Source organism: Paenibacillus sp. UNC499MF (genome assembly GCF_900107975.1).
In the GTDB taxonomy this organism is placed as follows: domain Bacteria; phylum Bacillota; class Bacilli; order Paenibacillales; family NBRC-103111; genus Paenibacillus_F.
Genome location: NZ_FNVF01000006.1, coordinates 343,062 through 369,518, shown reverse-complemented (window position 1 = coordinate 369,518; position 26,457 = coordinate 343,062). Strand labels below are relative to the sequence as shown.

Below are 26,457 nucleotides of genomic sequence, written 5' to 3'. Positions count from 1 at the left end.
TCCTCCGTATAGTGCTTGAACTTTTGTCCTTTTCTCGCTGGCATAAAAAATGCACCCCCTAGAATTTCATCGGAATTACCCAAGGGTTTTTCCAATGTCCATTCTAAGGGGTGCACTTCAGCGGATCGGCAGGGTTTCTTCTGTGTATGGCCTCATTATGCTTCCGGGGCCAGTTCATACGGCAGGCACAGCGGCACTCCCGTGCGCGGGTCGGTAACGATATCCGCATGAATCGCGAATACCTCGCGCAGCATATCTTGGTTCATTACATCTGCAGGCGACCCTTCGCATATCACGCTGCCGGATTTGATGGCCACGATATGCTGGGCGTACCGGGAGGCATGATTCAGATCGTGGATTACCATCACGATCGTTCTTTTCTCCTCGCTGTTCAGCTTGTGCAGCAGTTGAAGCACTTCAAGCTGATGGGCCATATCAAGAAAAGTGGTCGGTTCGTCCAGGAAGAGAATATCGGTCTGCTGCGCAAGCGCCATAGCGATCCACGCGCGCTGCCTTTGGCCTCCAGAAAGCTGATCCACGGGCCTTGCGTGAAACGGCATCATACCCGTTACTTCCAGAGCCCAGCCGATCACGCGCTTATCCTCCGCAGAGACCGTACCGAAGCCGCTCTGGTGAGGATATCTGCCGTAAGCGACGAGCTCCGTAACCGTTAAGCCCGCCGGCGCCGACGGATTCTGCGGCAGAATGGCCAATTCCTTGGCCACTTCCTTCGTCGATTTGCTGTGAATCGACACTCCGTCGAGCAGTACGCCTCCCGAAGCCGGTTTCATGAGCCGGGCCATCGTTTTGAGAATGGTTGACTTGCCGGAACCGTTCGCGCCTACGAGCGCGGTTATTTTGCCCTGCGGGATGGAGATATTCAGATCGTTCACGATACTGAGATCTCCGTAGCCGATGTGCAGCTCGGACGTATGAAGCCTTTCCTGTACTAGCGTCATCCGATATTCCCTCCTTGGTTTAGGCCGGCCGCCTATGAAATGATCCGCGTCCGGCTTCTTTTCCTTTATTTCTGTGAGTGTCCTATGCCTGAAATGTATGTAACACTAGCGCAGCCGCTTGAGCCGCCTTGTGTTTCCGGCACTAAAGCTTGCGGGTCAACAAGCTGTTCCTGTTATCCAACCGTTCCGGCGGCACGTTCTTCGCCCGTCCTTACGCTTCCGAGCTTGTTAAGCAGCTCGGCGCCGAATTGCGCCGCATACAGCTTGCTGTAGGCACCGCCCCCGGCGAGCAGGTCTTCGTGGCTTCCTTGTTCGGCGATGCCTTCTTTCGTGATCACGACGATCCGGTCGGCATGCTTCACCGTGGCGAGCCTGTGCGCGATAATCAGTGTCGTCCGGCCTTTGGAAAGCTCCCAGAGCGCTTCCTGAATGATCGCTTCCGTCTCGCTGTCCAGCGCCGAAGTCGCCTCGTCGAGAATCAGGATCGGCGGATTTTTCAGAAACATCCGCGCAATGGACAGCCGCTGCTTCTGCCCGCCGGAGAGCTTCACTCCCCGTTCGCCGATCATGGTGTCCAGCCCTTCGGGCAGCGACAGGATCAGCTCTTCGAGCTGGGCTCTTTTCGCCGCTTCCCATATCTCTTCGTCGGAGGCTCCCAGCTTGCCGTAAGCGATGTTTTCGCGTATGGTGCCGTCGAACAGGAATACTTCCTGCTGCACGATCCCGATATGGGCGCGCAGCGACTGCAGCTTCATTTCGCGGACGTCGATGCCGTCAATGGTGATGTCGCCTTCCGTCACTTCGTAAAACCTCGGGAGAAGGCTGCACAAGGTCGTTTTGCCCGCGCCCGAAGGACCTACGAAAGCGACAGTTTCTCCCGGCCGGATCGTAAGGTTCAGCCCGTTCAGCACGCTGCCCTTGTTTTCGTAGCCGAAGCTTACATTCCGGTACCGGATATTCCCCTGAAGCCGTTCAACGTCCCGCGCATCCGGAGTATCGGCGACATCGGGTGCCAGCTCCAGGATTTCCAGGTATCTTTTGAAGCCGGCGATTCCTTTCGGATACATTTCGATCACGGAATTGATCTGCTTGATCGGCCCGAGAAATACGTTCGAAAGCATCACGAAGGCTATGAATTCCCCGTAACTCATTTGTTTCGCCAGCACAAACCAGGTTCCGCACAGCAAAACGAACAGGGAAATGATTTTCATCAGCAGGTAACTGATAGAAGAATTCCAGGCCATGATCCGGTAAGCCAGCAGCTTGCTGCTTCTGAACTCACCGTTGTTGGAGGCGAACTTGGCGATTTCATGATTTTCATTCGTAAAAGCTTGAACGACGCGGATTCCGCTGACATTGTTCTCGACCCGTGCGTTGTAATCCGCAATGGATTTGAACATCTTGTCGAAGGCGAGCGACATTTTGCGGCTGAAATAAAGCGAAAGCGAAATCATCCCCGGCACGATAATAAAGGTCAGAACCGCCAGCTTCCAGTTGATGCCGAGCATAATGCCGAAAGCGCCTGCCAGAGTCATCACGGCTATGAATAAATCTTCCGGCCCGTGATGGGCGATTTCCCCGATATCCATCAAATCGTTGGTCATCCTTGAGACGAGATGCCCCGTCTTGTTGTTATCGAAGAAGCGGAATGAAAGCTTCTGCACATGGTTAAACAATTTGGTACGCATATCGCTTTCGATATTGATACCGAGCTTGTGCCCCCAATAAGTGACGACATAATGAAGAGCTGCGCTGATCACATAAATACCGAGAAGACCGACGCAGCCCCATACGATCCATTCCCATTTGCCGCTCGGCAGAAGATCGTCGATGACTCGGTTAACCGCCAGCGGAAAAGCGAGCTCAAGAACGGCGGCTATGATCGCACAGCCGAAATCGAGCATAAACAGGCCCTTGTACGGTTTGTAATAGGCAAAAAAACGGCGGAGCATAAAGCACCTCTCTTTCTGTAAAACCTTCCTTGGCCGCATATGCGCGCTTGTTCTACTCCGTCTTGGACCGCGCAAGCAGATACAGGAAATAAGGAGCGCCGATGACGGCGACCACGATTCCCGCAGGCATTTCGGAAGGCTGGAGCACCCAGCGGCCGAGTGTGTCGGCCGCGCAGACAAGCAGCGCTCCCGCAAGTGCCGCGGCCGGGAGAAGAACTTTATGGCCCGGTCCTACCAGTCTGCGGGCCAAATGCGGGGCGATAAGCCCGACGAAGCCGATGCCGCCGCTTACCGCGACACAGGAACCGGCAAGGCCGACGGCGGAAGCGAGCAGCAGGAACCGCTCCTTCTCCACCGGAGCGCCAAGCCCCGAAGCTAGCTGGTCGCCGAGGTTCAGCACATCGAGCACGCGCGCTTTGCAGAAGACGTAGACCGACAATATGACGATCCAGGGAAGAAGCGCGATCACGAACTTCCACGTCGTTCCCCAGATGCTTCCGGCCATCCACGTGGCCACGAACTGGTACTTCTCCGGGGATATGCGTAAAGTCAGCACGATGGTGGCGGCGCTGATTCCGGCCGCCACCGCGATACCCGACAGCAGGAGCCGGGTCGGAGACAATCCTTCGTTGCGCTTGAACGCCAGCGTATAGATCAGCATCGCCGTCGCTCCGGCGCCCGCCAGCGCGAGGACGGGAAGCAGGAAGACCGGGGCCGCCGCCGCAGAAGGATAGAAGCAGATAAACAGCAGAACCGCAAGTCCCGCTCCGGCATTAATGCCCAGAATGCCGGGGTCGGCCAGCGCGTTGCGCGAGATGCTCTGCAGAATCATTCCCGATACCGCCAGCCCCGCGCCCGCCAGCATCGACAGCACGATGCGGGGAAGCCGGAAATCGAACAGAATCAGCGATTGTTTCCGTGTTCCTTCTCCAATAAGCGTCTTAAATAGCTCACCGGGAGATAACCGGATAAAGCCGATGTTCATACTGATAACGAAGGTAAGGACAAGAAGCAGAGCGAAAACAACGAGAATAGCGAAGTTTCGTCTTTTCCGCTTTCTCTCCTGTTCCATAATAGGCAGATAGCCGGGATTCGGGTACACGTTACAGCTCCCTCCTTTCTTTGCGCGTCAGATAGAGGAAGAACGGCACCCCGATCAGCGCGATCAGCGCTCCGATGGGTGTTTCGTACGGAGGGTGAATCATTCTGGCCGCCAGATCGGAAACGACGACGAGCAGGCTGCCCAGCACCGCCGAACAAGGGATGATCCAGCGGTAATCCACGCCGACCAGAAAACGCGTCAGATGCGGAATGATCAGGCCGACGAAGCCCACCGCGCCAACGATGGAGACGGACGCTCCCGCGAGAATGAGAACAACGACCGTCCCGCCCAGTTTAACGAGTCCGGTCCGCTGGCCCAGTCCTTTGGCGATCTCATCTCCCAGGCTGAGCATCGTAATCGAACGGGAAAGCGCGATCGCGCCCAGAAGCGCGGCCAGAAACCACGGCAGCATGACCTTGAGCTGAACCCAGGTGGTGCCGCTTACGCCTCCCGCATACCAGAAGGCAATATCCTGCCCGATGTGAAAATATAAAGCGATTCCTTCGCTCAGCGCGGAAAGAAGAGCGCTCAAGGCCGCCCCCGCCAGAACAAGCCGCAGCGGCGTCAATCCGCCTTTGGCGATGGAGCCGATCCCGTAAATCAGCACGGCTCCGCCGGCCGCACCGAGAAACGACATCAGAATAAGCTTGGAATAAGCCATTCCCGGAAAAAAGGCGAAGCAGAGCGCCAGCATAAAGCCCGCGCCCGCGTTCAGGCCGAGGAGACCCGAATCCGCGAGGGGATTTCTCGTCATGCCCTGCATGATCGCTCCGGCGACCGCGAAGCTCGCCCCTACCATGGCGCCGCCCAGCACGCGCGGCATCCTCAAATCGGCGATAATCTGATGCTGCGTCGATTCGGGGTTAAAATGAAAGACAGCTTCCCAGACTGTCGAGAATACAATGTCGGCCGCCCCGAACGATACCGAAACCCCTATTCCCAGTACGAGAAGGAGAATCCCACCCGTGAGAATGAGGGCTGCGGCCAGCGGACGGGTGCGAAGCGGAACGGATGAAGCCACTTGCGTTTCCCTTGCTGCGTTTTGCTGAATCATACCTGCCACCCTGTAGTTAGTATTTAGCGAGATCATTATCAGTGATATTGATTCTCATTATCATAATGTTCAGTTTAAGCGACAATTTTTACCTGGGCAATGGACAAAAGCAAGAACTTTTTTTGTACAAAAAGAACGGATTTGCACAACTCCCGGACGTAGCTGTTAAAAATGCAACGGCTGGAAAGCGAAATTTTCGCAAAGTACTCCATTTTGATTCAGTTGGACCGGCCGTATGGACTTGGGATAAACAAGCCGTTCTCTATGCCTGCGAATCGAAAATACAAACAAGAGCCTAGCAAGAAGGGTGGCCGGTATTCTTCGTCTGCGGAAGCCCCCGAATCAATTGCGTGGAAATTCCCGCACATCTCCAGGATGCTTCTCTTTGGGCCCACGGGCTAACAAATTGATCGCTCGAAGCATGCGGCAGGCTGTATACCAAACCAACCCGGCCGTATCCCCCCTTACACAAAAATAAGCCGCCCCTCCGGACGGCTTTAACGCAAATCGCTTCTATTATATATAGACCGATTAATGACCTTATGCTCATTGTGGACTGACAATTACAGGTTCAAGACGTGCCGGAAACCGGCACGATCTCATGCTTCGCCACATAAGCGCGCAGCAGCGCGGTATCCTGACCGGTATTTACGAAGCCGATATGGCCGTCCGGCCGGACCAGATACAGCGCATCTTCCGTGAATCCGGCTTTCTCCGTCTCGCGATTCCACGGAAATTCATGCAGAGGCAGCCGCAGCTCTTTCCCGGCATCGCGAAGGGGCCGCCCCGCTCTGCCGTATACATGAAGCTGCCAATCCATCGACCGCAGCGGAGAGAAATTCACTTCCGCATAGGGCAGACGGTCCCCTCCCTGCAGCGTTCCGGCTTCTCCGGCAGCAAGTTCGCCGCCCCGGTACGTAATCCTGATTTGGGAGATCAAGCTGTACAATCTTCTGCGGATTGCGGGACGGCGGAACAAGAACGGACCGGCATAAGGAAAAAGATGCTTTTTGACCAGTCTGCTTATCCGGCTCGTGGAGATTACCGCTTTGAAAGCCCGGTCCGTCGTATCCACGAGAAGCTTCGCAAATGGAAGACGTTCGGCCTCGTAAGTATCGAGAAGGGACGGGGCCGCCCTCTTCTGAATGACGGCAGCCAGCTTCCAGCCTAAATTTACGGCATCGCCGATGCCCGTGTTCATGCCCTGGCCGCCCGCGGGACTGTGTATATGGCCGGCATCGCCGGCCATAAATACAGTCCCTTCGCGGAAATGACGGGCAACGCGGTGATGAACGTGATACTTCGAAAACCACTTGACTTCAGCCGTACCGAGGCCGAGATTACGATGCAAATAAGGGTACATATCCTCGAAGGACAAAGGCTCGCGATCCCGGAAAGCCGGGGGTACGACACCGATCAGCCGGTAAGTTCCGCTGCTCCGCACGGGGAAAACAAGAGCGAACTCCTCGTCCCCGAAATTGATGCCCACATTGCGTCCCGAAAACATCCCGCCTTCCCCGTGAAGGTCCGCCACGTAAAAGTCTTGCTCGTACTTCTCGCCTTCGAACGGGTTATCCATACTTTTGCGCACCCGGCTGTGGGCCCCGTCGCATCCGCATAAATAGCGGAACGTGTGCATTTCTTCCCTGCCGGAATGATTTAAGACCGCCTCAACCGTTCCGTCCTTTTGTACGAAAGAAACCAGTTCCGTATTCCATTCCACTTCGGCGGATTCCGCTTTCAAAGCCTCGATGAGCAAACGCTCGTGATCGTCCTGGGGAAACGTAAAGACGAACGGAAACGGGCTCAGCCCTTCCCCCAGCATGCCGAACGGCAGCGTTCCTTTCCGTTTGGTTCCCGTCCAAATGTGTCCCCGGTCCACCTTGATGCCCCGGCTCACCATTTCCTCCGCCAAACCCAGCTGCTGGTAGTATTCCAGCGTCCGCGAAGTAACCGCCATCGCTCTGGATGCCTGGCCGGGCCCCTCATTTTTATCGATGATCCGAAACGGCACCCCGTAATGAGCGAGCTGGAGGGCCAGCATCAGACCGGTAGGCCCCGCTCCGGCAATAAGAACTTGTTCCATATGGATCTTCTCCCGTCTGAAAAGATTAGGATCTGCCTCTTACTCCGTTCGTCCCCATTAATGAACACGATGTTGATTAACTTCTTTATGCTCATTATAATCATGGAGAGCAGCCGGCTACAATAAACACAAAGGCGGGTTGTGACGATTAATGCACACATCCTTGCCGTCTGTTCATAAATTTGGGAAAAGAGGGATCGGATGCAGCCGGGCAAAGACCGCCGTACGATACGGACAAAAGAAGGAATCCGGAAAGCACTGACCGAGCTGATGGAGGAAAAAGGCTTCAATTGTTTGACAGTAAGGGATATCACGACACGCGCGGACATTAACCGGGGAACCTTCTATCTTCATTACAAAGACAAGTTTGATTTGTTGGAACAGAGCCTCCAGGAGATTTTCAGCGTCGTCGACCGGATTGTCGAAGGAGTCAAAGCCAGCCTGACCCCGAACATCATCGTATTTGACGAACCTCTTCCTTTTGCGGTTGCTTTGTTCGAATATTTCGAAGCCAACGGGGATTTCCTGAAAGCCGTTCTCGGTCCCGAAGGAGCACCGGGCTTTCAGAACCGGATGAAGCAGCTAATGAGAGAAAAGCTTTTCGAAAATCATTCGGCAAGCTTCATACCGAAAGACAACCTGCTTGTTCCGGCCGACTATTTCATCTCCTACCTCACCTCGGCTCACTTGGGCGTCGTTCAGGAATGGCTGCAGGGAGGGCGCCGGGAATCGCCCCGGGAAATGGCGCTCATCCTCACCCGGCTGACCTTTAACGGTCCTCTTTACGCGGCCGGCCTGAATCCGGCGTTGTAAAAACGCGGCGAACCGGGCAGTCCGGCGGGCTGTGAGAGAACATGTTCACCGCCTTCGCGGGAAGCTTGTAAACAGCAGAAACGGACAACCGAAATTCGGCTATCCGTTTGTTTGGATCGCGGCTGCACCGTTTCCTCTATAAATAAACCGCCAGCTTTTTTAAAACGCCCGCCTCTTCGGCGGTAAGCTTCCTGCCGCTGAATGCGTCCACCTGCTTGTTAAAAGCCAGGAGCACGGCCGCCTTCGCAGTTGCGCCGCCTCTTTCCTCCGCTTTGCGTGCGGCCGTCAGGGTGGCGCATAAAGCCAGCTCGGTCCCGCGGTCGTCGGGGGCGAACTTTTGGACGAGGGAGCACATCCCCTCGTAAGTGACGGCAATCTCGTACGTATAGACGGCCGTCTTCCGGTTGCCCGCCTTATCCGCCGCAGTCACGCTGATCTCGTGCTTTCCGGGCTCCTGGCTGTAGGCCGGTGCGCTCATCAGAGCTTGGGCGCACGGGTCGCCGGCCAGTCCGGACAAAGCATCCGCCGCCGCGCAGCGGATTTCGATTGTCCGGTCCACGGAGTAAACGGACTCGGCGTTAAACTGTACCGAGGGAGCCGTCTTATCGAGCCGGACCACGGTCTTTCCCGGCGGCGACTGGATGCCTGACGCGCCTATGGCGGAATACATGACCGTGGTTACGCCCTCCGCGCCGACGGACAGTTCGGCCGCGGTGCCGTTCACGGTCACTTCGGCGGAGGACTGGGCTCCCTCGGCAGAATAGCGCACCGCCGAAGCGCGGGCCGCCTGGATGCGGAGGACCGCATCCCGGTTCAGCCAGCCGTCCGCGTTAGGCTCCGGAAGCAGCGACGCCGAGGCTGACGGGACCGGCGTTTCTTTTTGCCCGACGAAAAAGTCATCGTAATACGCCGAAGCGATGTTATAGCGGCTCGTTACCGCAATCAGGCGGGCGTAAGCGGCGCCGGCCGGAGCCTTGCCGCGCAGCGTGACTTTCTGCCACTGGGCCAGCCTGGATTCATCGAGATGCGTTTCAAGCGTCGAAATCGCGGCATTATTGGCATCGAAGAATCGGAACATCAGTCCCGGCTGCCCCGATTCAATATAAATTTGTGCTCCCGCTTCGTAATCTCCGCCCGGCTGAACCGTGATTTTGTCGCTTTGAAGCGCGACGGAAGCGGTACGCAGCTTGTCGGTGATTTTCAGGCTATTGACGCCCGATACGCTCCTGTCCCCGCTGATTCCGTAGAAATAGTCCGTTCCGACAGCAAACAGCGGACTCCATCCGGGAATGACATTGTTCGCGACTCCCTCCTCAAAACCCGCGTTGCGGACAGGAAGAGGCGTGCCCGGCGGTTCTTCCGTCACTTCCCCGTCGACTTCCATCCGGTAAAGAATCGTGTTGGTCGCCTGATCGGTAAAATACAAGTTCCCGTCCATGCCGAGATCGAACCGGGAAGTATCCGCCAGCGTGCGGAATTCAAGGGTGTCCGGATCAATGACAGTCAATTTGTTGTTGAACAGGACGTACAGAAGACCATCTTCGGACCAGCGGAGCGGATGGTGCGCCCACTGGGTGAAGTTGAGCTGCGGATAAATCTTTTTGCTTTTGACGACCTCGTATGTCTGGGGATCGATCGCGAAAATATATTCATAGGAAGCGCCCCAGATAAGCCCGTCGGGACCTGCGGCCAGATCTCCGATGAAGACCGGTTTGTCCAGACCCGGAACCCGCAGCGGAAATTCGGTTATTTTCTGCTCCTTTACCGCATCCCATACGAATATCTTCGCTTCCGCTTCCGTAGGCTCGCTACCGAGTCCACCCCGGATCGTGGTGGAGCCGAAAATTTTTCCGTCATGGAAGGTCGTGCTGAGCACACTTTGATTTTGAACGACGTTGCGGTGCACCTTAAGTTCGCCGGAAGCCGGATCATACACGGTCAGCGAACCTCCGAGCGTTCCGTACCCCGAGATCGTCGAGATGTACAGCTTGCCTAGCCCGCTCGTCATGTTCACCAGACGTTCCTGGTCGTTTTCCAGGACTGCGAGCTTTTTGGGATTCGTATCGCCCGCTTCCTTAGTCAGGTCATACTCGAACAGGCTGCCTTCCGGATAGACGCCCATATACACTTTGGACCCGATCGGGTACACACTGTCCGCCTGGCCGATACTGAACGGCTTCGCCGTGTTGTCCGTCAAGTTTACCAGCGACGACCGCGCCTGCGAACCCGTTGTTATCAACTGAGTCGGAGAAACGGCGGCCAGGCGGTTGACCACGCCGGGCAGTCCCGGAATGACGGGCGGCTTCTGGATGACCTGTTTCGTGTCGATGTTGAGGTAAGTGACACCGCCGTCATAACGGACCGTAACGAGCGTTTTACCCGGTAGATCGGGGTTGTTCGTGAATTCGACCCAATCCGCCCCCCTCAGTCCCGTTCCGTATTCCATACCCGTCTCTTCCACCGCATGAGTGGCGAGGTCGAACGTTTTCAGCTTCTTGTCGGACATATAGTAAAGCTTTCCGTTCTGTGAATCGGCCGCATGCAGGCCGGTCACGTTCTGAAGCTCGATGTCCAGCCACGATTCCGTTTGTGTATCGTAGATGTATCCTTCGCCGGGCACGCCGCTCCCATCCGTATAACGCGCAAACAGATAGCGGTTGTCGATCGTATCCAGATCGTAGACCGTATCGTTTTTGACCGGCAAGGAAGCGGCAATGTCCGTCTTCGCGCCCGTTTGCAGATTGACGCGGACGATCTGCTTATGAGCGGTGCCGGCATAAACGCTGCCGCCCTGATAAGCGATGGAACGGACATACTCGGAGTCGAGCTGTCCGATGACGCGCCCGTAATCCTTCGTCTGCTTCGTGGCAGGGTCGTATTGGTAGACTTTGCCGCCCGGATACGTACCGACGTACACTCTGCCCTGCTGGTCGGTCGTGATGCTGTTCGGCACGGATTGGCCGTCGAATTGAGCGACCTGTACGGGGGTATGGGTTACGGGCGAATAGCTCCAGAGCCTGGCACCGCCTCCGTCCGCGGCCAGGAACAAAGTTCCGTCAGGCGCCACGGTGTGTGCCCAGGAGCTTTCGGACGGAGCGATCGGAATGCTGCGCAGCAGCTTGTAGTCGTCCAGATCGATGACGTTAAGATGGCCCGGCTTTCCTTTGCTCGTCGCATAAAGCACGTTGCGGCCGTCTTCCTTGCCCGCCGCGCCGTTGAATACGGCTACCGTGTAGTTGTTGGGGATGAGCAGCTCTTCCGGACTGCCATAAGTTTTCTGGGCCAGCTTGCTCGTAAGAGTCGCGGCAGGCGCATCCGCACCGGAAGGTTCGGCGGCCGAAGCGGCGCCGCTCCAGCCCGTGAGTGTCATCATCAGACTCATGAGCATGAGAAGGGGCCGGCGGATCTTTCCTTTTTTCATCATAATGCCTCCTTTATCCGTTGGTTGACAAGCGGCTTTACAATAAAAATACCGGGTGAACAATGTGCATAACTGTAAGCGTTATCATAAAATCATTTAAGTAGGTCGCGCGGTCAGCTTCCTCCTTTCCAATCGACTCGGAAGAATAACTTTATCTTTATCTGGTATCCTTCTGGTTTCTATAGTATCCAAAAAGGAAGATAGTGTCAACGTAATCTTAGTTATTTTGAACGCTTGATAACCTTGTGGTTTCCTTCAAGCACATTTCCTTAACTTTCGATAACTGTCGCGTATCAATACCACATCAAAACGCAAGAAAACGCGGACATGCGCAAAAAAGCATATCCCTTGCGGGATACGCCTCTTGCATACGGTCCGATTATAATGACTATATTCCCTTAACCGGTCGCTTTGATCTGCTTGCTTCTTAACTGTCCGCAGGCGGCGTCAATATCCGCTCCATGCTCCAGCCGCACGCTGCAGCTCACATTCCGTTTCTTCAGAATATCGTAAAAAGCGCGTACGGATTCCTTCTCGCTCCGCTGATACTGGCTGTGCTCATCGACCGGATTGTACGGAATGAGATTCACGTTAACCAGCGGACGGCGTTCCCCGATCAATTCGGCCAGTTCCTCCGCATGCTCCCGGGCATCGTTCACACCTCTAAGCAAAATATACTCCAGAGTCAGTCTGCGGTTCGTTTTGCCCAAATAATAATCGATCGCTTCCATCAATTTCTCTATGGGGATCGCTTTGTTGATTTTCATGATTCGCGTACGGAGCTCGTTGTTCGGCGCATGCAGCGAAACCGCCAAGTTCACCTGGAGATCCGAATCGGCAAACTCGACGATTTTGTCGGCTAGTCCGCTTGTGGAAACCGTGATATGTCTGGCGCCGATCGCCAGTCCTTTGTGGTCTTTAATGACACGCAGGAAATCGGACAGATTTTCGAAGTTATCAAACGGCTCTCCGATTCCCATTACGACGACATGGCTTACGCGTTCTTCCTTGCCCGCCTTGTCCAGGTGAAACTGGACTTTCATGATTTGTTCCACGATTTCTCCGCCGGATAAGTCCCGGCTTTTCTTAAGCAGGCCGCTCGCACAGAAGCTGCAGCCGATATTGCAGCCGACCTGGGTCGTGACGCATACGGATAACCCGAACTTGTGCCTCATCAGCACCGTTTCGATAAGGTTTCCGTCGGAAAGCCTGAACAGGAACTTGACGGTCCCGTCGGAAGATTCCTGTTTCACGTGTTCCTCCATCGTCTGGAGGACAAAGTGCTCTTCCAGCAGTCCCAGGCAATCTTTGTTCACGTCCGTCATCTCGGCAAAACTCGCCACGCGTTTGCGGTACAGCCAGTCCCAAATCTGGGAGGCCCGGAATTTCTTATGCCCGTATGGCTGTAGCCAGGCGGTCAACTGATCAAATGTTAATCCATAGATGGATGATTTATTCATTCGTACTCCTCTTTTCAGCAAAACATTCAGCAGGTTTCATCCTCGCCAAAGGGCGGATGCCAGCTTTACATTCTATCATTGTGCCAAAATTCCAAACGTAACACAAGGACTTTAGAACAGCGCCATTTATAAGCCGCCCGTTCCTCATAGCCCTATCTTTTTCTATTCGCCGAACAACTCCCGCAGCATGGTCTCTTTATTGTTGAGAAACTGCTTCATGATCACGTAATGCTCCGTTTCCTCGAGCGTTGTCTCTTCGATTCCATCGGAAGACAAGTGGTACATAACAGCATCGGGATAAGCCATCAGGATCGGAGAATGGGTCGACACGATGAACTGGGAATCCCGGCCGACCAGCTCGTGCATACGGGCAAGCATGGCCATCTGTCTCAGCGGCGACAATGCGGCTTCGGGCTCGTCCAGAATATACAGGCCCCGACCGCCGAAACGGTGAAGAAAAGCCGCAAAAAACGATTCCCCGTGCGACTGTTCATGAAGTGAAATGCCCCCGTACGAATCTTTGATGAGGGGTTGGGGCAACGAGAAATCCGCGTCGAGCTCATCTATATTCGTAGCCAGATTATAATAACTTTCCGCCCGGAAAAAGAAGCCGTCCCGCGCTTTCCTCACGCCCCTGGAGAGCCGAATGTACTTGTGAAGCTCCGAGTGCGTCGGATTTGTGGCAAAAGAAAAGTTCAGCGTCCCGCCTTCCGGATTAAACCCCCACGCCGCAGCTATCGCTTCCATAAGCGTGGACTTGCCGGTGCCGTTCTCGCCGACGATATACGTTACCTTCGGGTGAAAATCGAGCCTGTCCAGGCTGCGGATCGCATCCAGATCGAAGGGATACCGCTTCCAGGAGGGAACACTTTCCCTCTTCAGCTCGATGTGGCGGAGAAACCTGTCATCGTTTCCGGCAGGCATGGTGCATCCTCCTCGACTGCGCTGTCCGCTTTTTACGGATTCAGGGCTTCATGTATTGAGAATTCCGGCAGGACAGACGCCTTGTCCATTAAAAAAAGGACGCGTCAGACGCATCCTTCATTTTATCCTATTCATTATACCAGTATAACGCATATTCGGTCATAACGGAAGACTGGCCGATTTGACGCAGCATAGCCGAAAGATTACCTCTGTGGTACGTTCCGTGATTGGCCACCTGGAAAAGAACTTCGGCATAACTCGTATCCCGTTTGCGCGTATACGGGTTGTCGAGCATAAACCGCTGATCAAGATCCTGTCCCTGAGCGATCCATTCCTCATAACGCCGGGACACTTGTCTATAGGAGGCCTCAAGCTCCTCCAGGCTCAGCTTCTCGATTTCTTCCTGCCGGGAGAGCGCATCCACAGTGGCCTTCCTCATATCCACTCCCTCTAAAATATAAATCCAGCACAGATCCACGAAGTAAATATGAGCCATCAATTTGGCGACGGTCGGAAAGACGCTCGTCATCTCCTGCCGGTATACCGATTCGGGAAGCTCTTTTAACCGCTTGAAAATCGTTTCGTTCGCCCAATTGTGAAACCTGTACATTTCGACTGCCTGTTGGTTGCTCATCTGTCAACACACTCCTTTTTCTTATTGAATTCAATATAAAACAAAAAGACTGACATCTGTGTGTCAGCCTTTGATGTATAGATTCCGCATTTTTTCGATCCGCTGCCGGATGTCCTCAATAAGCTCGCCGGGCTCCAGCACTTCCACACCGTCCCCGAAGCTGAGAATCGATTCCGCAAGCCAGGAAGAAGGGCTGATAGCCGCCACGCTGAAGGTGACTAACAGGGACCCGTCTTCCGAGTATCGTTTGTCCGCATAGTAAAAGCGGTCGAGAGCGGCCGCCAGCACTCCCGCAGAAAATCTCAGCCTGACCGTCGTCGCGTCAGCGGATTCGCTGTCCCGCTTCTTTTCGGACGTCCCTCGCTGCGGGGGAAGCTCACGAGGCTCGAAACGTTCCTCCGAAAGCTCCAGCGAACTCATCCGCGACAGCCTGAATTCCCTGTAATCCGCGCGGGCACGACAATAAGCGTAGAGGTACCAGGCTTCGTGTTTGTACATTAACCGGACAGGCTCGACGGTCCGCAGAGTCCTTTCGCTCTTGAGATTGACATAATCAAAGCGGATCACCATCCTTCCGGAAGCCGCTTCCCGTATATGCCGGATCATTTCCAGCATCTCCTTCCGGCTTCCGATGTCCATCGTCAAGGTCTCGGCCAGGGGCTCCGTGCGGATCGTCTGGAGCTTCCGGATCGTCTCCCCCGCTTTCTCGTCCTCCCCGAAAAGTGTGGAGATGCTTTGAAGCACCGTGATCAGGGAATTGACGTCGTAGGCGCCGAGCAGGCTCCTGTCCAGCTTGTACCCCTCGATAATTCCGTAACCGCCGTTCACTCCCTGATGCGAAACGACAGGAAACCCCGCCGCGCAAATAACGTCCATATCGCGGTATATCGTCCGCTGCGAGACGTTGTATTTCTCGGCCAAAACCGAAGCGGACACCACTTCATGATTCAGCAGCATATAGATCATGGATACAAGACGTTCAAGCTTCATGAAAATCCTCCGCGCTCTGGAAGTTAATGGTCTTTCCTTTGTTTTCTCATTATAGCACAAAGAAAGCGGACCTCCCGGCCCGCTTTCTTCTGTTCATAAGGTGTGCTCCTTGAGCAGACCCGCTTCCGGCAAAAGCCGGTCCAGGTGAAAAATACCGGCGAGGGGGTTCGGCACAAAGTGCAGAAATTCGTCGTTAAGTTCCGTTTGACCGGGCTTGTGAATCAACCTTTCATGTTCACATTCGCGCTTAAACGTTCGACAGGAAATTGTTATCCTTTACCCGTCGTTTTGTTTATGCCGGATGAATGCATGACGGACTTTTTCCCGTAGGTCCCCAGCCGCCACAAGTACTCCGCGGGTCCCATCCGGAAATAGCGGAACCACCATGTGCTCGCGGCCATCTGGATCAGGAGGATACCCGCCGCCGTCCAGGCAAGCTCGGTTGCGTGAATGCGGTTCGGCCAGCTGAACAGCGCGCTGAGCAACAGGATAAGGAATGTCTGCATGAGATAGTTGGTCAGCGCCATTCTCCCCAGATCCTTCATTGGCGCCAGCAGACGCCGGACCGCTGCGCTCCGCAGCAGCAGCGTAAGCGCCGTCACATAAAAGACGCTGAATGCAAGGCCGCCCGCCGCAAGAGCCACGTCGACCATCCCCGTGCGGTCCATAATAGCTTCCTGAACATAGTAAGACGGAACCAGAAGCAGCAGGGAAACGGCCATTGCGATCAGAAGCCCCCGCCGGTAGCGGTCACTTTGCTGAAACAGCCCGATCTGTCCGGCCCACAAACCGAGCAGAAACAATCCCCAGATTTCCACAATAAAAATCGTAAAGCATCCGGCGATCGTCAGGACAAACCCCGTTAAAAACACGACAGCCGGTTTTATCCTAAAGAAAGGCAGCAGCAGGAACCCCAGTATCGAATAGATCAGAAGCGCTTCTCCCGGCTGAAAAAAGTGATGCACCAGACCGATCGCCAGCAGCAGCAGGAGTCTCCGTGTAAACAAAAGCATGGCGCGGTCTCCCCGTTCTTTCGCCCGGGAAACGAAGAGATAGAAGCCGACTCCGAAAAGGAAAGAGAAAATTACGTAAAACCGGTGGCTGACAGCTATATCCATAAACGTATTGACAGCTATATCTCCGGCAGTTTGGACCATTGTTGCAAATACCATCTGCCTGATATTTATAAAAATGATGCCGAGCAGCGCAAATCCTCTTAAATAATCCAGCGTTTCAATCCGTTTGTTTATTCTGGTGTCGGTTGTCATGTATGTTCTCTACTCTCTTGGATTAAACCATCCACTTGTTCAAGGTACGCACATAGCGCGAACGCACAATGAGGAAGTAAACCGCCTGCGCCCCAAGGAAGGCGGCCGACACCATCAAGGCGGGACCAAGCGAATTGGCAACGCCGAACCGGTTCATCACGGGACCCAGAACGACGATGGTCTGAACGGTCGAAACAACGATCGGCATAAAAAACAGCAGCGCAATCTGAACGGTCGCCGACTTTCTCATTTCGCCGGCGCTTAAGCCGATCTTCGAAAGCGCGCGGTACATTTGACTGTCCGCCGCAAGCTCCGTGTGCAGCTTGAAATAGAGAAAGCTTGCGGTCGATATCGAGAAAATAAACGCGATGAACACCCCGATAAACCGGAAAAGCGATGTCCCCTGCTGCATCTGCAAAAAGTTGTGGGCACGGGTCGATATGAAGCTGTCCGTTTCGCGTTTCTCCTGAAGCTCGTCGTGCCAGGCCAGCAGTTTATCGCCGGTAACCGATTCCGGGCTGTCCGATGCGGGCAGCTTGCCCGTGTTCCATTCCGGCACAAGGTAGACAAAGCTCCGGGAGCGGAACGGGCTATCTTGCTCGGACGCGCTTTTCAGCCGCTTAAACTCCTGATCCTCCAGCACGAGCGCGGCTCCCGATCTGAATATGGCAACCAGCGATTCCGCGTTTCGCGTCTGTTTCACCTGCAAAGTACCGGGGGGCAGGTCTTTCAATACGACGGGTCCTTCCGGTATGTCTCCCGCTCCCGCTTCTTTCGTGTAAACGACAGCGGCTTCCCCGGTATTTATGGCGCCGAATCGGGATAGTCCTTTGCCGAAAGCATCTGCGATCTTGTTATATTCACTCACGGATACAAGATCCACATAGGAACCCGGCTTCCCTTTGACCAGCGCGTAGAATGAGTTCGTTTCCAGCCGTTTGTAGGCCGCTCCCGCGTCCTTCAGCATGCCGTCGATAACCCTCAATTCTTTATCGGCGTTATCCGGGTCGTAAGATGTATATTGAATGGCCGCAGGGTTATTTAAATAATACGCCCGGTTCTCCTGCTCTAAAGACAGGACGAAGCCCGCGCTCATGCAGGATACGGAAGTCACGACCGTCACCAGAAACAGCATCCGTGCGTTATCTTTCAGCTTGTAGCTGAACTCCGATACCCACAGCAGTCTTGTCCCCCGCCACACTCTCTTGCGGCTGCGCTTCATGGCGCGGACAGCCAGCACGGTGAGCTGTGAATAAAAGAGGTACGTCCCCGCAATACCTGCAACTGCGGCAATAAAGATATTGGCAGGTTCCACTTCCCCGATCCGCAGTGCCAGAAAACCTGCGGCGAGCAGAATAAAACCGAGCAGGCAGAGCCAGATCGACAGCTTCGGCTCTTTTTTAGGTTTTTTGCTGCCGTTCAGAAGCTCAAGAACGTTATTTTTACGAATAAAAAACAGGGTCAGCACGGAAATGACGAGAAACAAGAGAGCGAAGCAGACCGCAGTCAGAAGAATCGCCCGGACCGGCCAGTAAAACGGCAAATCTTCCATTCCGGTCATTTTCGCACTAATAAGAAGAAACAGCTTCGAGAGGAAAACTCCGCTGAAAATGCCCGAAACGATGGAAGCTCCCCCGACCAGCATATTTTCCAGAAAAATCAGCCGGTTGACCTGGCCCGAATCCGCGCCGAGAATCGTTAGAATGCCGAATTCCTTGTTCCTGGATTTAAGAAACATGCTGATGGAATACAGAACGAAGAAAAACGAAAAAATGAACACGACATACGCGGCGGCCTGCATTCCGGCCCGGGTCATCGGACCCATCAGGGAGCGGTCGAGCTGGGGATGATAAATGAACACGGCATACGTGAAAAAGATCATCACCATAAACGCGCTGCTCAGAAAATAGGCAAAGTAAGCCCGGCCGTTGCGTTTGACGTTGTTAAACGCGAATCGAGGAAAGTTCATTGCTATTCCCTCCCCAGAAAGACAGTGTGTCGATGATGTTCTGGAAAAACGTTTGTCTGCTGTCACCCCGGTGAATTTCGGCGGCCAGTTTTCCGTCTTTGATAAAAACGATGCGCTGGCAGTAGCTCGCCGCGAGCGGATCGTGCGTCACAAGCATGAGCGTCGTCCCTTCACGCTCGTTGATTTCTGCCAGAGACTCCATCACGACGCGCGAGGCGTTGGAGTCGAGAGAGCCCGTCGGTTCGTCCGCAAGGAGCAGGACCGGCGAAGTGATGACGGCCCTTGCGATGGCCGTCCGCTGGCGCTGCCCGCCGGATATCTCGTACACGCGTTTGCCGAGAATATCCGTAATGCCCAGGCGCGCGGCGACTTCCTCCAGCTTGCGCTCCATTTCCCCGAACTTGCGGTTGTCCAGCGTCAGCGGCAGCACGATGTTTTCGGCGACCGTGAGCGTATCCAGCAGGTTGAAATCCTGGAAGACGAAGCCGAGCTGCCTGCGGCGGAACGCCGCGAGTTCTTTTTTCTTCATCCGGTACGGATTTTGTCCGTTGATGCTCACTTCTCCCGAGCTTGGCCGGTCAATGGTCGACACCATGTTCAGCAGCGTCGTTTTGCCGCTTCCCGAAGGGCCCATAATGCCGACAAACTCGCCTTTTCCAATCGTTAAATGAATATCGGTCAGAGCATGGGTCACGACTTTGCCCGGATACGTTTTATGAAGAGCTTTTACTTGCAAAATATCCATATTTCTCACTCCTGTTCCCGAAAATGGTCCGTCCGGTTGTTGTTCATGATTCAGCCAGCCTACCCCTACTGTACAAAATGCCGGGCCGTCGGGCTATGGATTTACCTTAACTCCTCCTTACAGTCGCTTTAAGATTATGTTCGGTTTTTTGTTCGGAAGTATTCCGGAGAGAGTCCGAAGGGGTAAAAAAAGAGCGCTGCACGTATGCAGCGCCTGTGTTGAACGGGTTGCCTCCAGCTTTGGCCTTCAGCCTCCGGTTATGTCCCGTGTCCCGGCTGGAAAATGATCCGCACGGTCGTGCCGGCCCCTGCTTCCGATTGCAGCTCGACGGCATGTCCGAGTTTTCCCGCGATCTCTTTGACCAGGTAGAGGCCCATTCCCGTGGATTCGTGGTACTGCCTGCCCCGCTGGCCCGTAAAGTAAGGGTTGAACACCCGTTTCAAGTCTTCCGGGGCGATCCCTATCCCCTCATCCGTAATTTCAAGCACGGTGGCTCTGCCCTGCCTCACGGCGGCAATCGAGACGCTGTCGCCTTTGCCGGCGGAATAGTTAACGGCATTCGTCAAGATCTGGCCGAGCATAAACCGCAGCCATTTCCGGTCCGTGTACACTTCCAGACTCTCCCCGACAAGAAGCTTCGCGGCAATTCCCTTGCGGATAAAAAGGCGCCGGTTTTCCGCCACCGATTCGCTCACTATCCGCAGAAGGTTCGCCGGCTCCACACGGAAATCTTCGTTGAACCGGTCCAGCCGCGACGTATAGAGCACCGTCTCCAGCCCTTTGCGCATGCGGTCGAGTTCTTCCTGCAGGCTCTGCATATGCTCGTCTTCCAGCTCACGGAGCGTAAGCTGCATGACCGACAGCGGGGTTTTCATCTGGTGGACCCAGCGGTTCATAAACTCGATATGCCTGTCCATCCTGCTCTGAGACTCTTGAAGCTGTTGCTCGTAAGCCTGCTCCTTCACGCGGAGCACCTCCCGGAACGCCTCGGCAAGCGGCGAATCGCCCGTTATCTCGGAACTGCCGGCTGCGGCGGATGAAGGGTCGTCCAGGCTCTTGTAAAGCTTGCTCTGCTGCCAATACCGGAACAGGAAGTACAGCAGAAGCACGGCAAAGCTGATCGCCATCCCGTACAGCACGATGCCCGGCGGCCGCCCTTCACCGCTCAGCCAGTAGAGGGCGGGCACCAGCAGCATCTGGGCCAGATAAAACAGCAGAAGCGGCTTGTGGTCCTTCCAGAACAGGCTCATATCTGTCCGGCAGGTGCCGTCCCGAAGCGGTAACCGGCCCCTCTGACGGTCTCCACAGCCTGCAGGCAGCCCAGTTCCTTGAGCTTTTTGCGGACGCGGGTAATATATACGTTCAGTGTATTGTCGTCTATAAAGTGCTGATCTTCCCACATCAGATCCAGCAGCCGTTCCCGGCCGACGACACGGCCCTGCTTCTCCATAAGGGCCTCCAGCAGCACGGACTCCTTCTGCGTCAGTTCGGCGGATCTCTCGCCCACGCTCACGACGTACCGCTCCGGATACAGCACGAGCGATCCGCATTTGACGGTCCTTTCCTCCTGTGCCTGGGCATACGAGCCGTATGCTCTCCGCAGATGACTGCGGATTTTGGCCAGGACGATTTCCATATCATAAGGTTTCGTTATATAATCGTCGGCCCCGTTCTCAAGCGCCATAACCTGATCCATCTGGCTGTCCCGGGCCGATATAAAAAGGATGGGACAGACGGAATGAGCGCGGATTTGGCGGCACCAGTAAAAGCCGTCATAGCTCGGCAGGTTGACATCCAGCAGTATGAGCTGCGCCCCCGACGCCAGAAACTCGTCAAGAACACGGCTGAAATCGCCCGCTTCCTTCACCTCGAACCCGTATTTGACCAGATAGGAACGCAAAAGGCCGGCGATTTTGGGATCGTCCTCCACAATGAAAATTTTATACATCTCAGCTTCACAACCTCTTCAGCAGTTAAATAGTGGAACAGCTTTACATTACCATGCGGCTTAAAGAGGTGCAAAGTGAGGGAGGGTTTGTACCGTCTGTCAGTTTGGGACTCTTTTTCTTTTTCATATTCTGTTTGTAAAAAATCCCTGCTAAATCCGCCCCCTTACTCTCGTTCTCATCTTCATCGCCGCCTCACATAAAAAAAGCCGCCGGTTTCCCGGCAGCTCTCGCATTTACACAGCCTTTCGCCGTATCAGAACGGCTTCATTCCCAGCGTATCCAGCTTCTCACCGGAAATATCGACGCCCATCCGGCTCGTAATATCCCGGTAATGGGCCGCACGGCGGGTCTCAGGCTGATTTTCTTCCAGCCCGTTGAGCACCATCGTTGTGATGCCGAATCCGGCGGGCTTCAAACCTTTTCCGGCTTGTTCTTTCGACGGTTTCCATTTGCCGACCATCACATCGTGCGCGGAAGGCTTCGGAGATTGAGGCGTCATCCAGAATAAAATCGCCGTCATAAAACCGACTTTTCCTTCGGCCGCCACGATTTCAGGGTTTTTAAGCAAAATGTTCTTGTCTCCGTAAATGATGGAACTGAACAAGCCGTAGTTGAAGTTCCAGCTGAGCATGATCGGCCCGCGCCCGTAATAGCGCTTATCCCCGAAGCCCGGATACAGCTTGGAGCTGTCGGGATCGACGAAGTTGGACATATTCTGCCCCGTTCTGCCGGCGATGTTCTCATTCCAGAACAGCCCCCAGCGCAGCGGTCCGCCCGGAGCGGCATCCCAACCCCCGCCCGTTTCGTGGGAAAGGTGGGCCAGCAGAGCGGCAAGTTCCCGCTTGCGGTTTTTCTTCGTTCCTTCTTTCAGGAAGGTGCCGTAATCCACGATTTCGGTTTCGATGATTTTATTCCGGTTGGCTTCCGAATTGAAATCGGCCGAACGGGAAACTAACGTTTCCGTCTTCCCTTCCTTATCCAGCCGGAAAACCTCCTGCGAATTTTTGGACCCTTTCCGCGTGCTGACCTTGTACTTGATATTCGCCGCCTCGGTTACGGCTTGAATAAGATTGTCGTATGAAAAATAATCGGTCTGATTTTCCTTGTAATATTCTTTTCCTTTGGCGGCCTCATGCCACTGGGGAGATCCGAGCCGATTGGGGAACAGTGCCTCGTAGTCCTTTTGCGGCAGGGCCGCTTTGACGGCCTCTACGGCCTTATCCGGGCTGTACTCCGGCTCGATGCCGTCCCATTCTTTACGGATTTCCCTGGAACTGAGAACACGGCTCTCGCCGACCTCAAGCTCGCTTCCCTGGGTTAACCGCTTATGTTTGCCCCACTTTCTGTAAGCGTTATCATTTTCATTTTTATGGGAGGAAAAAGAAGGTCCCGACTCAACAGCTTGGGTCGTTTCAGATGCTGCAAGCGCTTGCACAGGTGATAAAAGAATGGCGCTCCCCAGAGCAAGACAGAGGGCACGATATACAAACCGGGTAGAGAGCGGATATTTCCATTGAGACATAATCATTCTCCTTTAACTATAAATATTTGTTTGTATTACTAATCTATAGGAAAATGGATATTAATGTATATAGTCTTATAATCCTATCGAAATCGGGACCTTTTAACTAAGTAATGCGTCACATAAGCAGTAGGTTAACGTATTAAAACGAATGACTTTGTCCTGAAAAACGCTACTTTCTTACAAAAATAGTCCGCAGCTCGTGTTAAACACAAAAAAAACGGCAGCGGGAACGACCGTTTTTTGTGTATTTGCATTTAACCGCGGCTGTCGTGGCGGTACCGCTCAGGCGTTTTTCCCGTGTCTTTGAGGAACGCCCGGTAAAACTGGCTCGCGCTTGAGAAGCCGAGTCCCGCGCTGATCGCCGTAACCGTTTCGGAGGTTCCGGCAAGCAGCCGCCGTGCCTCCCGCATTCTCAGCTTCAGCACGGTTTGATGGGGAGTCAGCCCTGTCGCCGCTTTAAAGGACCGGATAAAATGATACCGGCTTTGCAGGGCGATGGCCGACAGAGTTTCGACGGGAACCGCGGATTTGTAGTGTGCACGGATATAGTCCCAGGCATCCCGTAAATGAGGATCTACTATGGAAGCGATCAGCTCCGTCTCCGACTCCGTTTCCTGCCCGCCGGCTGCAGGCATCCCCGCTTCCAGCATCCGCTTAACATCAAGCACCACGAGGCTTTCGGCGGCCCGCAGGCTTTGCTCGTTCCGGGAATTGATCAAGCCGGACGTCCAGAATCCGAACTTTTCTGCCGCCTCGGAGGGGTTCACGTCGAGCCGGTTCCCGCAGCCTTGCGGCACCGGAAATAGACTTTCGTGCAGCTTTACAATCAGCACGCTCTCCCCCGGCCCCGTCCGGAAATGATGCTCTTCGGCGGGACGCTGGAGCAGCACTTCCCCTTCCGCCAGGCGGTAGTTTTTGCCCGATTGCGTAAACTCGCAGGCCCCGCGGACAGGAATGGTCACCTGAAACCAGTCGGAGTGACGGTGCGGCTCGTTCACATATGCTTCCTCGTATTTGTACAATTCGAGACGGCCGGTGGTCATTTCCAGCTTCAAAAATCTGCACCTCCCCGCAATAGCGAAAATTGCTTGTTTGGATCAATATTCAGCACAATTGGTATCGACAGCGTCCCCAACTCTCTTTATGATGAATAAAAAGCTTACATGGAAGTCCCTTTCCCCCTAATTTTCATGAAATGGAGACGAAAACGTTGGATAATACAATCATTGAACTTAAAGATGTAACGTGGAAAACAGGAAACAAGGAATTGCTCAAAAGGGTCACCTGGACGGTGCGGCCTAAAGAGCATTGGGCTCTTCTCGGCTTGAACGGCTCCGGCAAAACGACGCTGCTTAATCTCATTAACGGCTATATTTGGCCGAGCCGCGGCTCCGTAACCGTGCTCGGGCACAGGTTCGGTGAAATCGATCTGCGGGAATTGCGGCAGTCGATCGGCTGGGTAAGCTCTTCTCTGCAGGACAAATTATACGGTACAGACAAGGCCCAAATCGTTGTCATCAGCGGCAAGTACGCCACAATCGGCTTGTACGAACGGCTTACGGACGAAGATTTGAACCGGGCCGAAGCCCTTATGCGCACAATGGGCTGTCTGCATCTGTGGGACCGCGAATTCCGGACCTGCTCCCAAGGTGAAAAGCAGAAAGTTCTTATCGCCAGAGCGCTGATGGCCGGGCCGAAGCTGCTGATTCTGGACGAGCCTTGCAACGGGCTCGATTTGTTCTCGCGCGAGAAGCTTCTCGAAAGCATCGGCGAACTGACGCGGCAGGAACAGGCGCCGACCCTGATCTACGTCACCCATCACACTGAAGAAATTCTTCCCGTGTTTGGGCATACGCTTCTGCTCAGGCAGGGAGAAGCCGTGCGTCAGGGAGCGACCGGCGAACTGATGAACTCCGCTGTGCTGAGCGAGTTTTTCGAAGCTCCGGTTCAGGTGGACAATCACGACGAGCGTTTTTACGTGCGCGTGACGTGAACGGGTTTTCCGTATCTGTTAAGCAGACGGCCGCGCTATTTCCGCTTTGCTTGGGCCTACTGCCGGCATGACGGCCTCAACACGCGGTGGTCTCAAAGCCAAGCGGACGAAAATACCGCACGGACGCAAGCGGTCAGTCAAAACCAGATGCGGATGCACCTTCTCCTGCCGTTCGGCAGGGACCGCCCTCTTACCCTTGGCTTTCGTCCGTTCCGCGCCAGTACTGGCGCGTTCCCTCGTCCCGGATCACGACGCCGAGTTTGGCGATTTCGCGCCGCAGATCCGCCGCTTCTTCCTTTTCCTTCTTCTGCAGCGCCCGTTCTCGCGCTTTCAGGAGCGCATTGACAGGCGGGCTGACGCCGGGCATATCGGGCACCCACCTGGCGTACCGGTCCCTGTACGGGTCCCCTTCCCCAGACCAAGGATAGCCGAACGGCTCTAACGCGGCGGAAAGGCTCTCCATCGGAGCCTCGTACGTTTCGCGGGCCAATTCGCGGCCGCCGGCTCCCAGAATAACCATTTGTTTGCCGTCCATAAACACGGTCCGGACCGCCTCATGAGGAATTCTCTGCACCTTGCCGTCCTTTCTCAGCTGAATCTCCTGCTCCGACAGGGTGACAAACATGATTTCCTTAAACGCCTGTCCCGTAAACCATAGCCCCGCTCCAGCGCCAAGCAAAGCGGTGAGGAGCGAAACCCAGGGACCGTGGAACGAAGTAATCACTTCGATGGGGCCCTGAAACGGAATCCAGGGAAGTTTAAGCGCCAGCCTCGCAAGGAGCGGGACAAAATAGCCCAGAATACCTCCGAGAAGGGCAGGACCGGCAAGCAGTATAATCCGCGACGGCTTATCGAGCCCGACCGTTATCTGCTGCTGTCGTGCGGGGAAACTTGTCAAACGCAATCACCTGCTTTCCTCAAAATAAGTTTCAGCGGGTACAGCTTTTCTTGCGGACGCAGCGTTTCAGGCGCGAATCAATACGCCTTTGACAGCTTCGCTCCAGACTTCTCTAACGTCCGGCTTAAAGCCCATGAGCATAAAGTTGCTTAAATTGTCGATGACAAGAGCAAGCACGTAAGCTTTGGCCGAAATTTTATCCGGGGCGACGATGCCGAGTTCCACACCTTTTTCCATCAAGGCCGTGAAGCCAAGCAGAAAATCTTCTTCGATCTCATACAGCCGCTGCTTGTAAACGTCCTGGCGGCTTACGGCCAGCAGAAATTCGTTCAACACACGCAGAATGCTGTATTCTTCTTCTTCGCTCGGAAGCATTTTCAATCCGTTCTCGACAAGCAGGGTCTGAAAGTTTTCTTTTGTAAATTCGTCAAGCTTGAAATAATGCGAAAACGTATAGTCCCGGAACGTTTCCTCGAAAATAAAAGAAATCAGCTCCTCTTTCGAAGAAAAATGATAATAGATGGCGGGTTTTGTGATCCCGACTTCGGCCGCAATCATGGAAAGGCTTGTTTTATCGATGCCGTGCTCCGCGAACAACTTGAAGGCGGCTTCGAGAATCTGTTGATGGGTCTGATTGTTGGACATGATTTTTTTCTCCCTCGCGGCTGTTTATTCAAATTTACTTACCGATAGGTAAAATTATAACATATCGCTT

Annotated in this window: 21 protein-coding genes; 2 read left to right on the top strand and 19 right to left on the bottom strand. The window is 54.4% G+C overall.

The genetic code is table 11. The annotated features are described in order from the left end of the window. Positions 1 to 155: 155 nt before the first annotated feature. The 5 genes from C4S74_RS15775 to C4S74_RS15755 all read right to left on the bottom strand — a co-directional run bounded on the left by C4S74_RS15775 (position 156) and on the right by C4S74_RS15755 (position 7,153). Entirely contained in the window at positions 156 to 959 is an 804-nt protein-coding gene (locus C4S74_RS15775; protein WP_103996243.1) for an ABC transporter ATP-binding protein, read from the bottom strand. A gap of 173 nt (positions 960 to 1,132) precedes the next feature. Continuing rightward, positions 1,133 to 2,911 (bottom strand): ABC transporter ATP-binding protein, encoded by a 1,779-nt coding sequence (locus tag C4S74_RS15770; RefSeq protein ID WP_103996242.1) that lies wholly within the window; start codon positions 2,909 to 2,911, stop codon positions 1,133 to 1,135. A 52-nt stretch (positions 2,912 to 2,963) separates the two neighbouring features. Continuing rightward, positions 2,964 to 3,983 carry an iron ABC transporter permease gene (locus C4S74_RS15765; protein ID WP_103996263.1) on the bottom strand — a complete coding sequence of 340 codons (1,020 nt, stop codon included), beginning with the start codon at positions 3,981 to 3,983 and terminating at the stop codon, positions 2,964 to 2,966. Positions 3,984 to 4,014: 31 nt separating this feature from the next. Further along, a complete protein-coding gene (locus tag C4S74_RS15760; RefSeq protein ID WP_103996241.1) occupies positions 4,015 to 5,067 on the bottom strand; it encodes an iron ABC transporter permease in 1,053 nt (350 codons plus the stop codon). Between the two features lie 571 nt (positions 5,068 to 5,638). Then, positions 5,639 to 7,153 carry an FAD-dependent monooxygenase gene (locus C4S74_RS15755; RefSeq protein WP_181024438.1) on the bottom strand — a complete coding sequence of 505 codons (1,515 nt, stop codon included), beginning with the start codon at positions 7,151 to 7,153 and terminating at the stop codon, positions 5,639 to 5,641. Positions 7,154 to 7,354: 201 nt separating this feature from the next. Between C4S74_RS15755 and C4S74_RS15750 the strand changes: the two genes are divergently transcribed. Further along, positions 7,355 to 7,966 (top strand): TetR/AcrR family transcriptional regulator, encoded by a 612-nt coding sequence (locus C4S74_RS15750; RefSeq protein ID WP_103996239.1) that lies wholly within the window; start codon positions 7,355 to 7,357, stop codon positions 7,964 to 7,966. Between the two features lie 136 nt (positions 7,967 to 8,102). Here C4S74_RS15750 and C4S74_RS15745 read toward each other — a convergent pair whose 3' ends face one another. From C4S74_RS15745 to C4S74_RS15690, 12 genes are all read right to left on the bottom strand, one after another. Next, on the bottom strand, positions 8,103 to 11,387 hold the full coding sequence (locus tag C4S74_RS15745) for a hypothetical protein (RefSeq protein WP_103996238.1): 3,285 nt from the start codon (positions 11,385 to 11,387) through the stop codon (positions 8,103 to 8,105). A 398-nt stretch (positions 11,388 to 11,785) separates the two neighbouring features. Further along, positions 11,786 to 12,847 carry a 23S rRNA (adenine(2503)-C(2))-methyltransferase RlmN gene (gene rlmN, locus C4S74_RS15740; protein ID WP_103996237.1) on the bottom strand — a complete coding sequence of 354 codons (1,062 nt, stop codon included), beginning with the start codon at positions 12,845 to 12,847 and terminating at the stop codon, positions 11,786 to 11,788. A 162-nt stretch (positions 12,848 to 13,009) separates the two neighbouring features. After that, entirely contained in the window at positions 13,010 to 13,771 is a 762-nt protein-coding gene (locus C4S74_RS15735; RefSeq protein ID WP_103996236.1) for an AAA family ATPase, read from the bottom strand. Between the two features lie 127 nt (positions 13,772 to 13,898). Continuing rightward, positions 13,899 to 14,405, bottom strand: coding sequence for a DinB family protein (locus C4S74_RS15730; RefSeq protein ID WP_103996235.1), 507 nt, complete (start codon positions 14,403 to 14,405; stop codon positions 13,899 to 13,901). Between the two features lie 63 nt (positions 14,406 to 14,468). Further along, positions 14,469 to 15,395 carry a YafY family protein gene (locus C4S74_RS15725; RefSeq protein ID WP_103996234.1) on the bottom strand — a complete coding sequence of 309 codons (927 nt, stop codon included), beginning with the start codon at positions 15,393 to 15,395 and terminating at the stop codon, positions 14,469 to 14,471. A gap of 269 nt (positions 15,396 to 15,664) precedes the next feature. Next, positions 15,665 to 16,663, bottom strand: a complete 999-nt coding sequence (locus C4S74_RS15720) for a DUF418 domain-containing protein (protein WP_103996233.1) — start codon at positions 16,661 to 16,663, stop codon at positions 15,665 to 15,667. Between the two features lie 22 nt (positions 16,664 to 16,685). Further along, complete coding sequence (locus C4S74_RS15715; RefSeq protein ID WP_103996232.1) at positions 16,686 to 18,632, bottom strand: FtsX-like permease family protein; 1,947 nt, start codon at positions 18,630 to 18,632, stop codon at positions 16,686 to 16,688. Continuing rightward, the gene (locus C4S74_RS15710; RefSeq protein ID WP_103996231.1) at positions 18,607 to 19,377 is read right to left on the bottom strand and encodes an ABC transporter ATP-binding protein; all 771 of its coding nucleotides are present in this window, start codon (positions 19,375 to 19,377) and stop codon (positions 18,607 to 18,609) included. The genes C4S74_RS15715 and C4S74_RS15710 overlap by 26 nt, the downstream gene beginning before the upstream one ends. Before the next feature lie 257 nt (positions 19,378 to 19,634). After that, on the bottom strand, positions 19,635 to 20,627 hold the full coding sequence (locus C4S74_RS15705) for a HAMP domain-containing sensor histidine kinase (protein WP_103996230.1): 993 nt from the start codon (positions 20,625 to 20,627) through the stop codon (positions 19,635 to 19,637). Further along, positions 20,624 to 21,325, bottom strand: coding sequence for a response regulator transcription factor (locus C4S74_RS15700; RefSeq protein ID WP_103996229.1), 702 nt, complete (start codon positions 21,323 to 21,325; stop codon positions 20,624 to 20,626). The genes C4S74_RS15705 and C4S74_RS15700 overlap by 4 nt, the downstream gene beginning before the upstream one ends. Positions 21,326 to 21,579: 254 nt before the next feature. Then, positions 21,580 to 22,848, bottom strand: a complete 1,269-nt coding sequence (locus C4S74_RS15695; protein WP_103996228.1) for a chitinase — start codon at positions 22,846 to 22,848, stop codon at positions 21,580 to 21,582. A gap of 257 nt (positions 22,849 to 23,105) precedes the next feature. Next, positions 23,106 to 23,906: an AraC family transcriptional regulator gene (locus tag C4S74_RS15690; RefSeq protein WP_103996227.1), complete on the bottom strand. Its 801-nt coding sequence runs from the start codon at positions 23,904 to 23,906 to the stop codon at positions 23,106 to 23,108. 155 nt (positions 23,907 to 24,061) lie between these two features. On the opposite strand from C4S74_RS15690, the gene C4S74_RS15685 reads away from it, so the two are divergent. Next, complete coding sequence (locus C4S74_RS15685) at positions 24,062 to 24,844, top strand: ABC transporter ATP-binding protein (protein ID WP_103996226.1); 783 nt, start codon at positions 24,062 to 24,064, stop codon at positions 24,842 to 24,844. 190 nt (positions 24,845 to 25,034) lie between these two features. On the opposite strand, the gene C4S74_RS15680 is transcribed toward C4S74_RS15685, so the two are convergent. Beyond that, on the bottom strand, positions 25,035 to 25,748 hold the full coding sequence (locus tag C4S74_RS15680; protein WP_258042502.1) for a DUF308 domain-containing protein: 714 nt from the start codon (positions 25,746 to 25,748) through the stop codon (positions 25,035 to 25,037). 60 nt (positions 25,749 to 25,808) lie between these two features. Next, the gene (locus C4S74_RS15675; protein WP_103996225.1) at positions 25,809 to 26,387 is read right to left on the bottom strand and encodes a TetR/AcrR family transcriptional regulator; all 579 of its coding nucleotides are present in this window, start codon (positions 26,385 to 26,387) and stop codon (positions 25,809 to 25,811) included. Between the last annotated feature and the right edge of the window lie 70 nt (positions 26,388 to 26,457).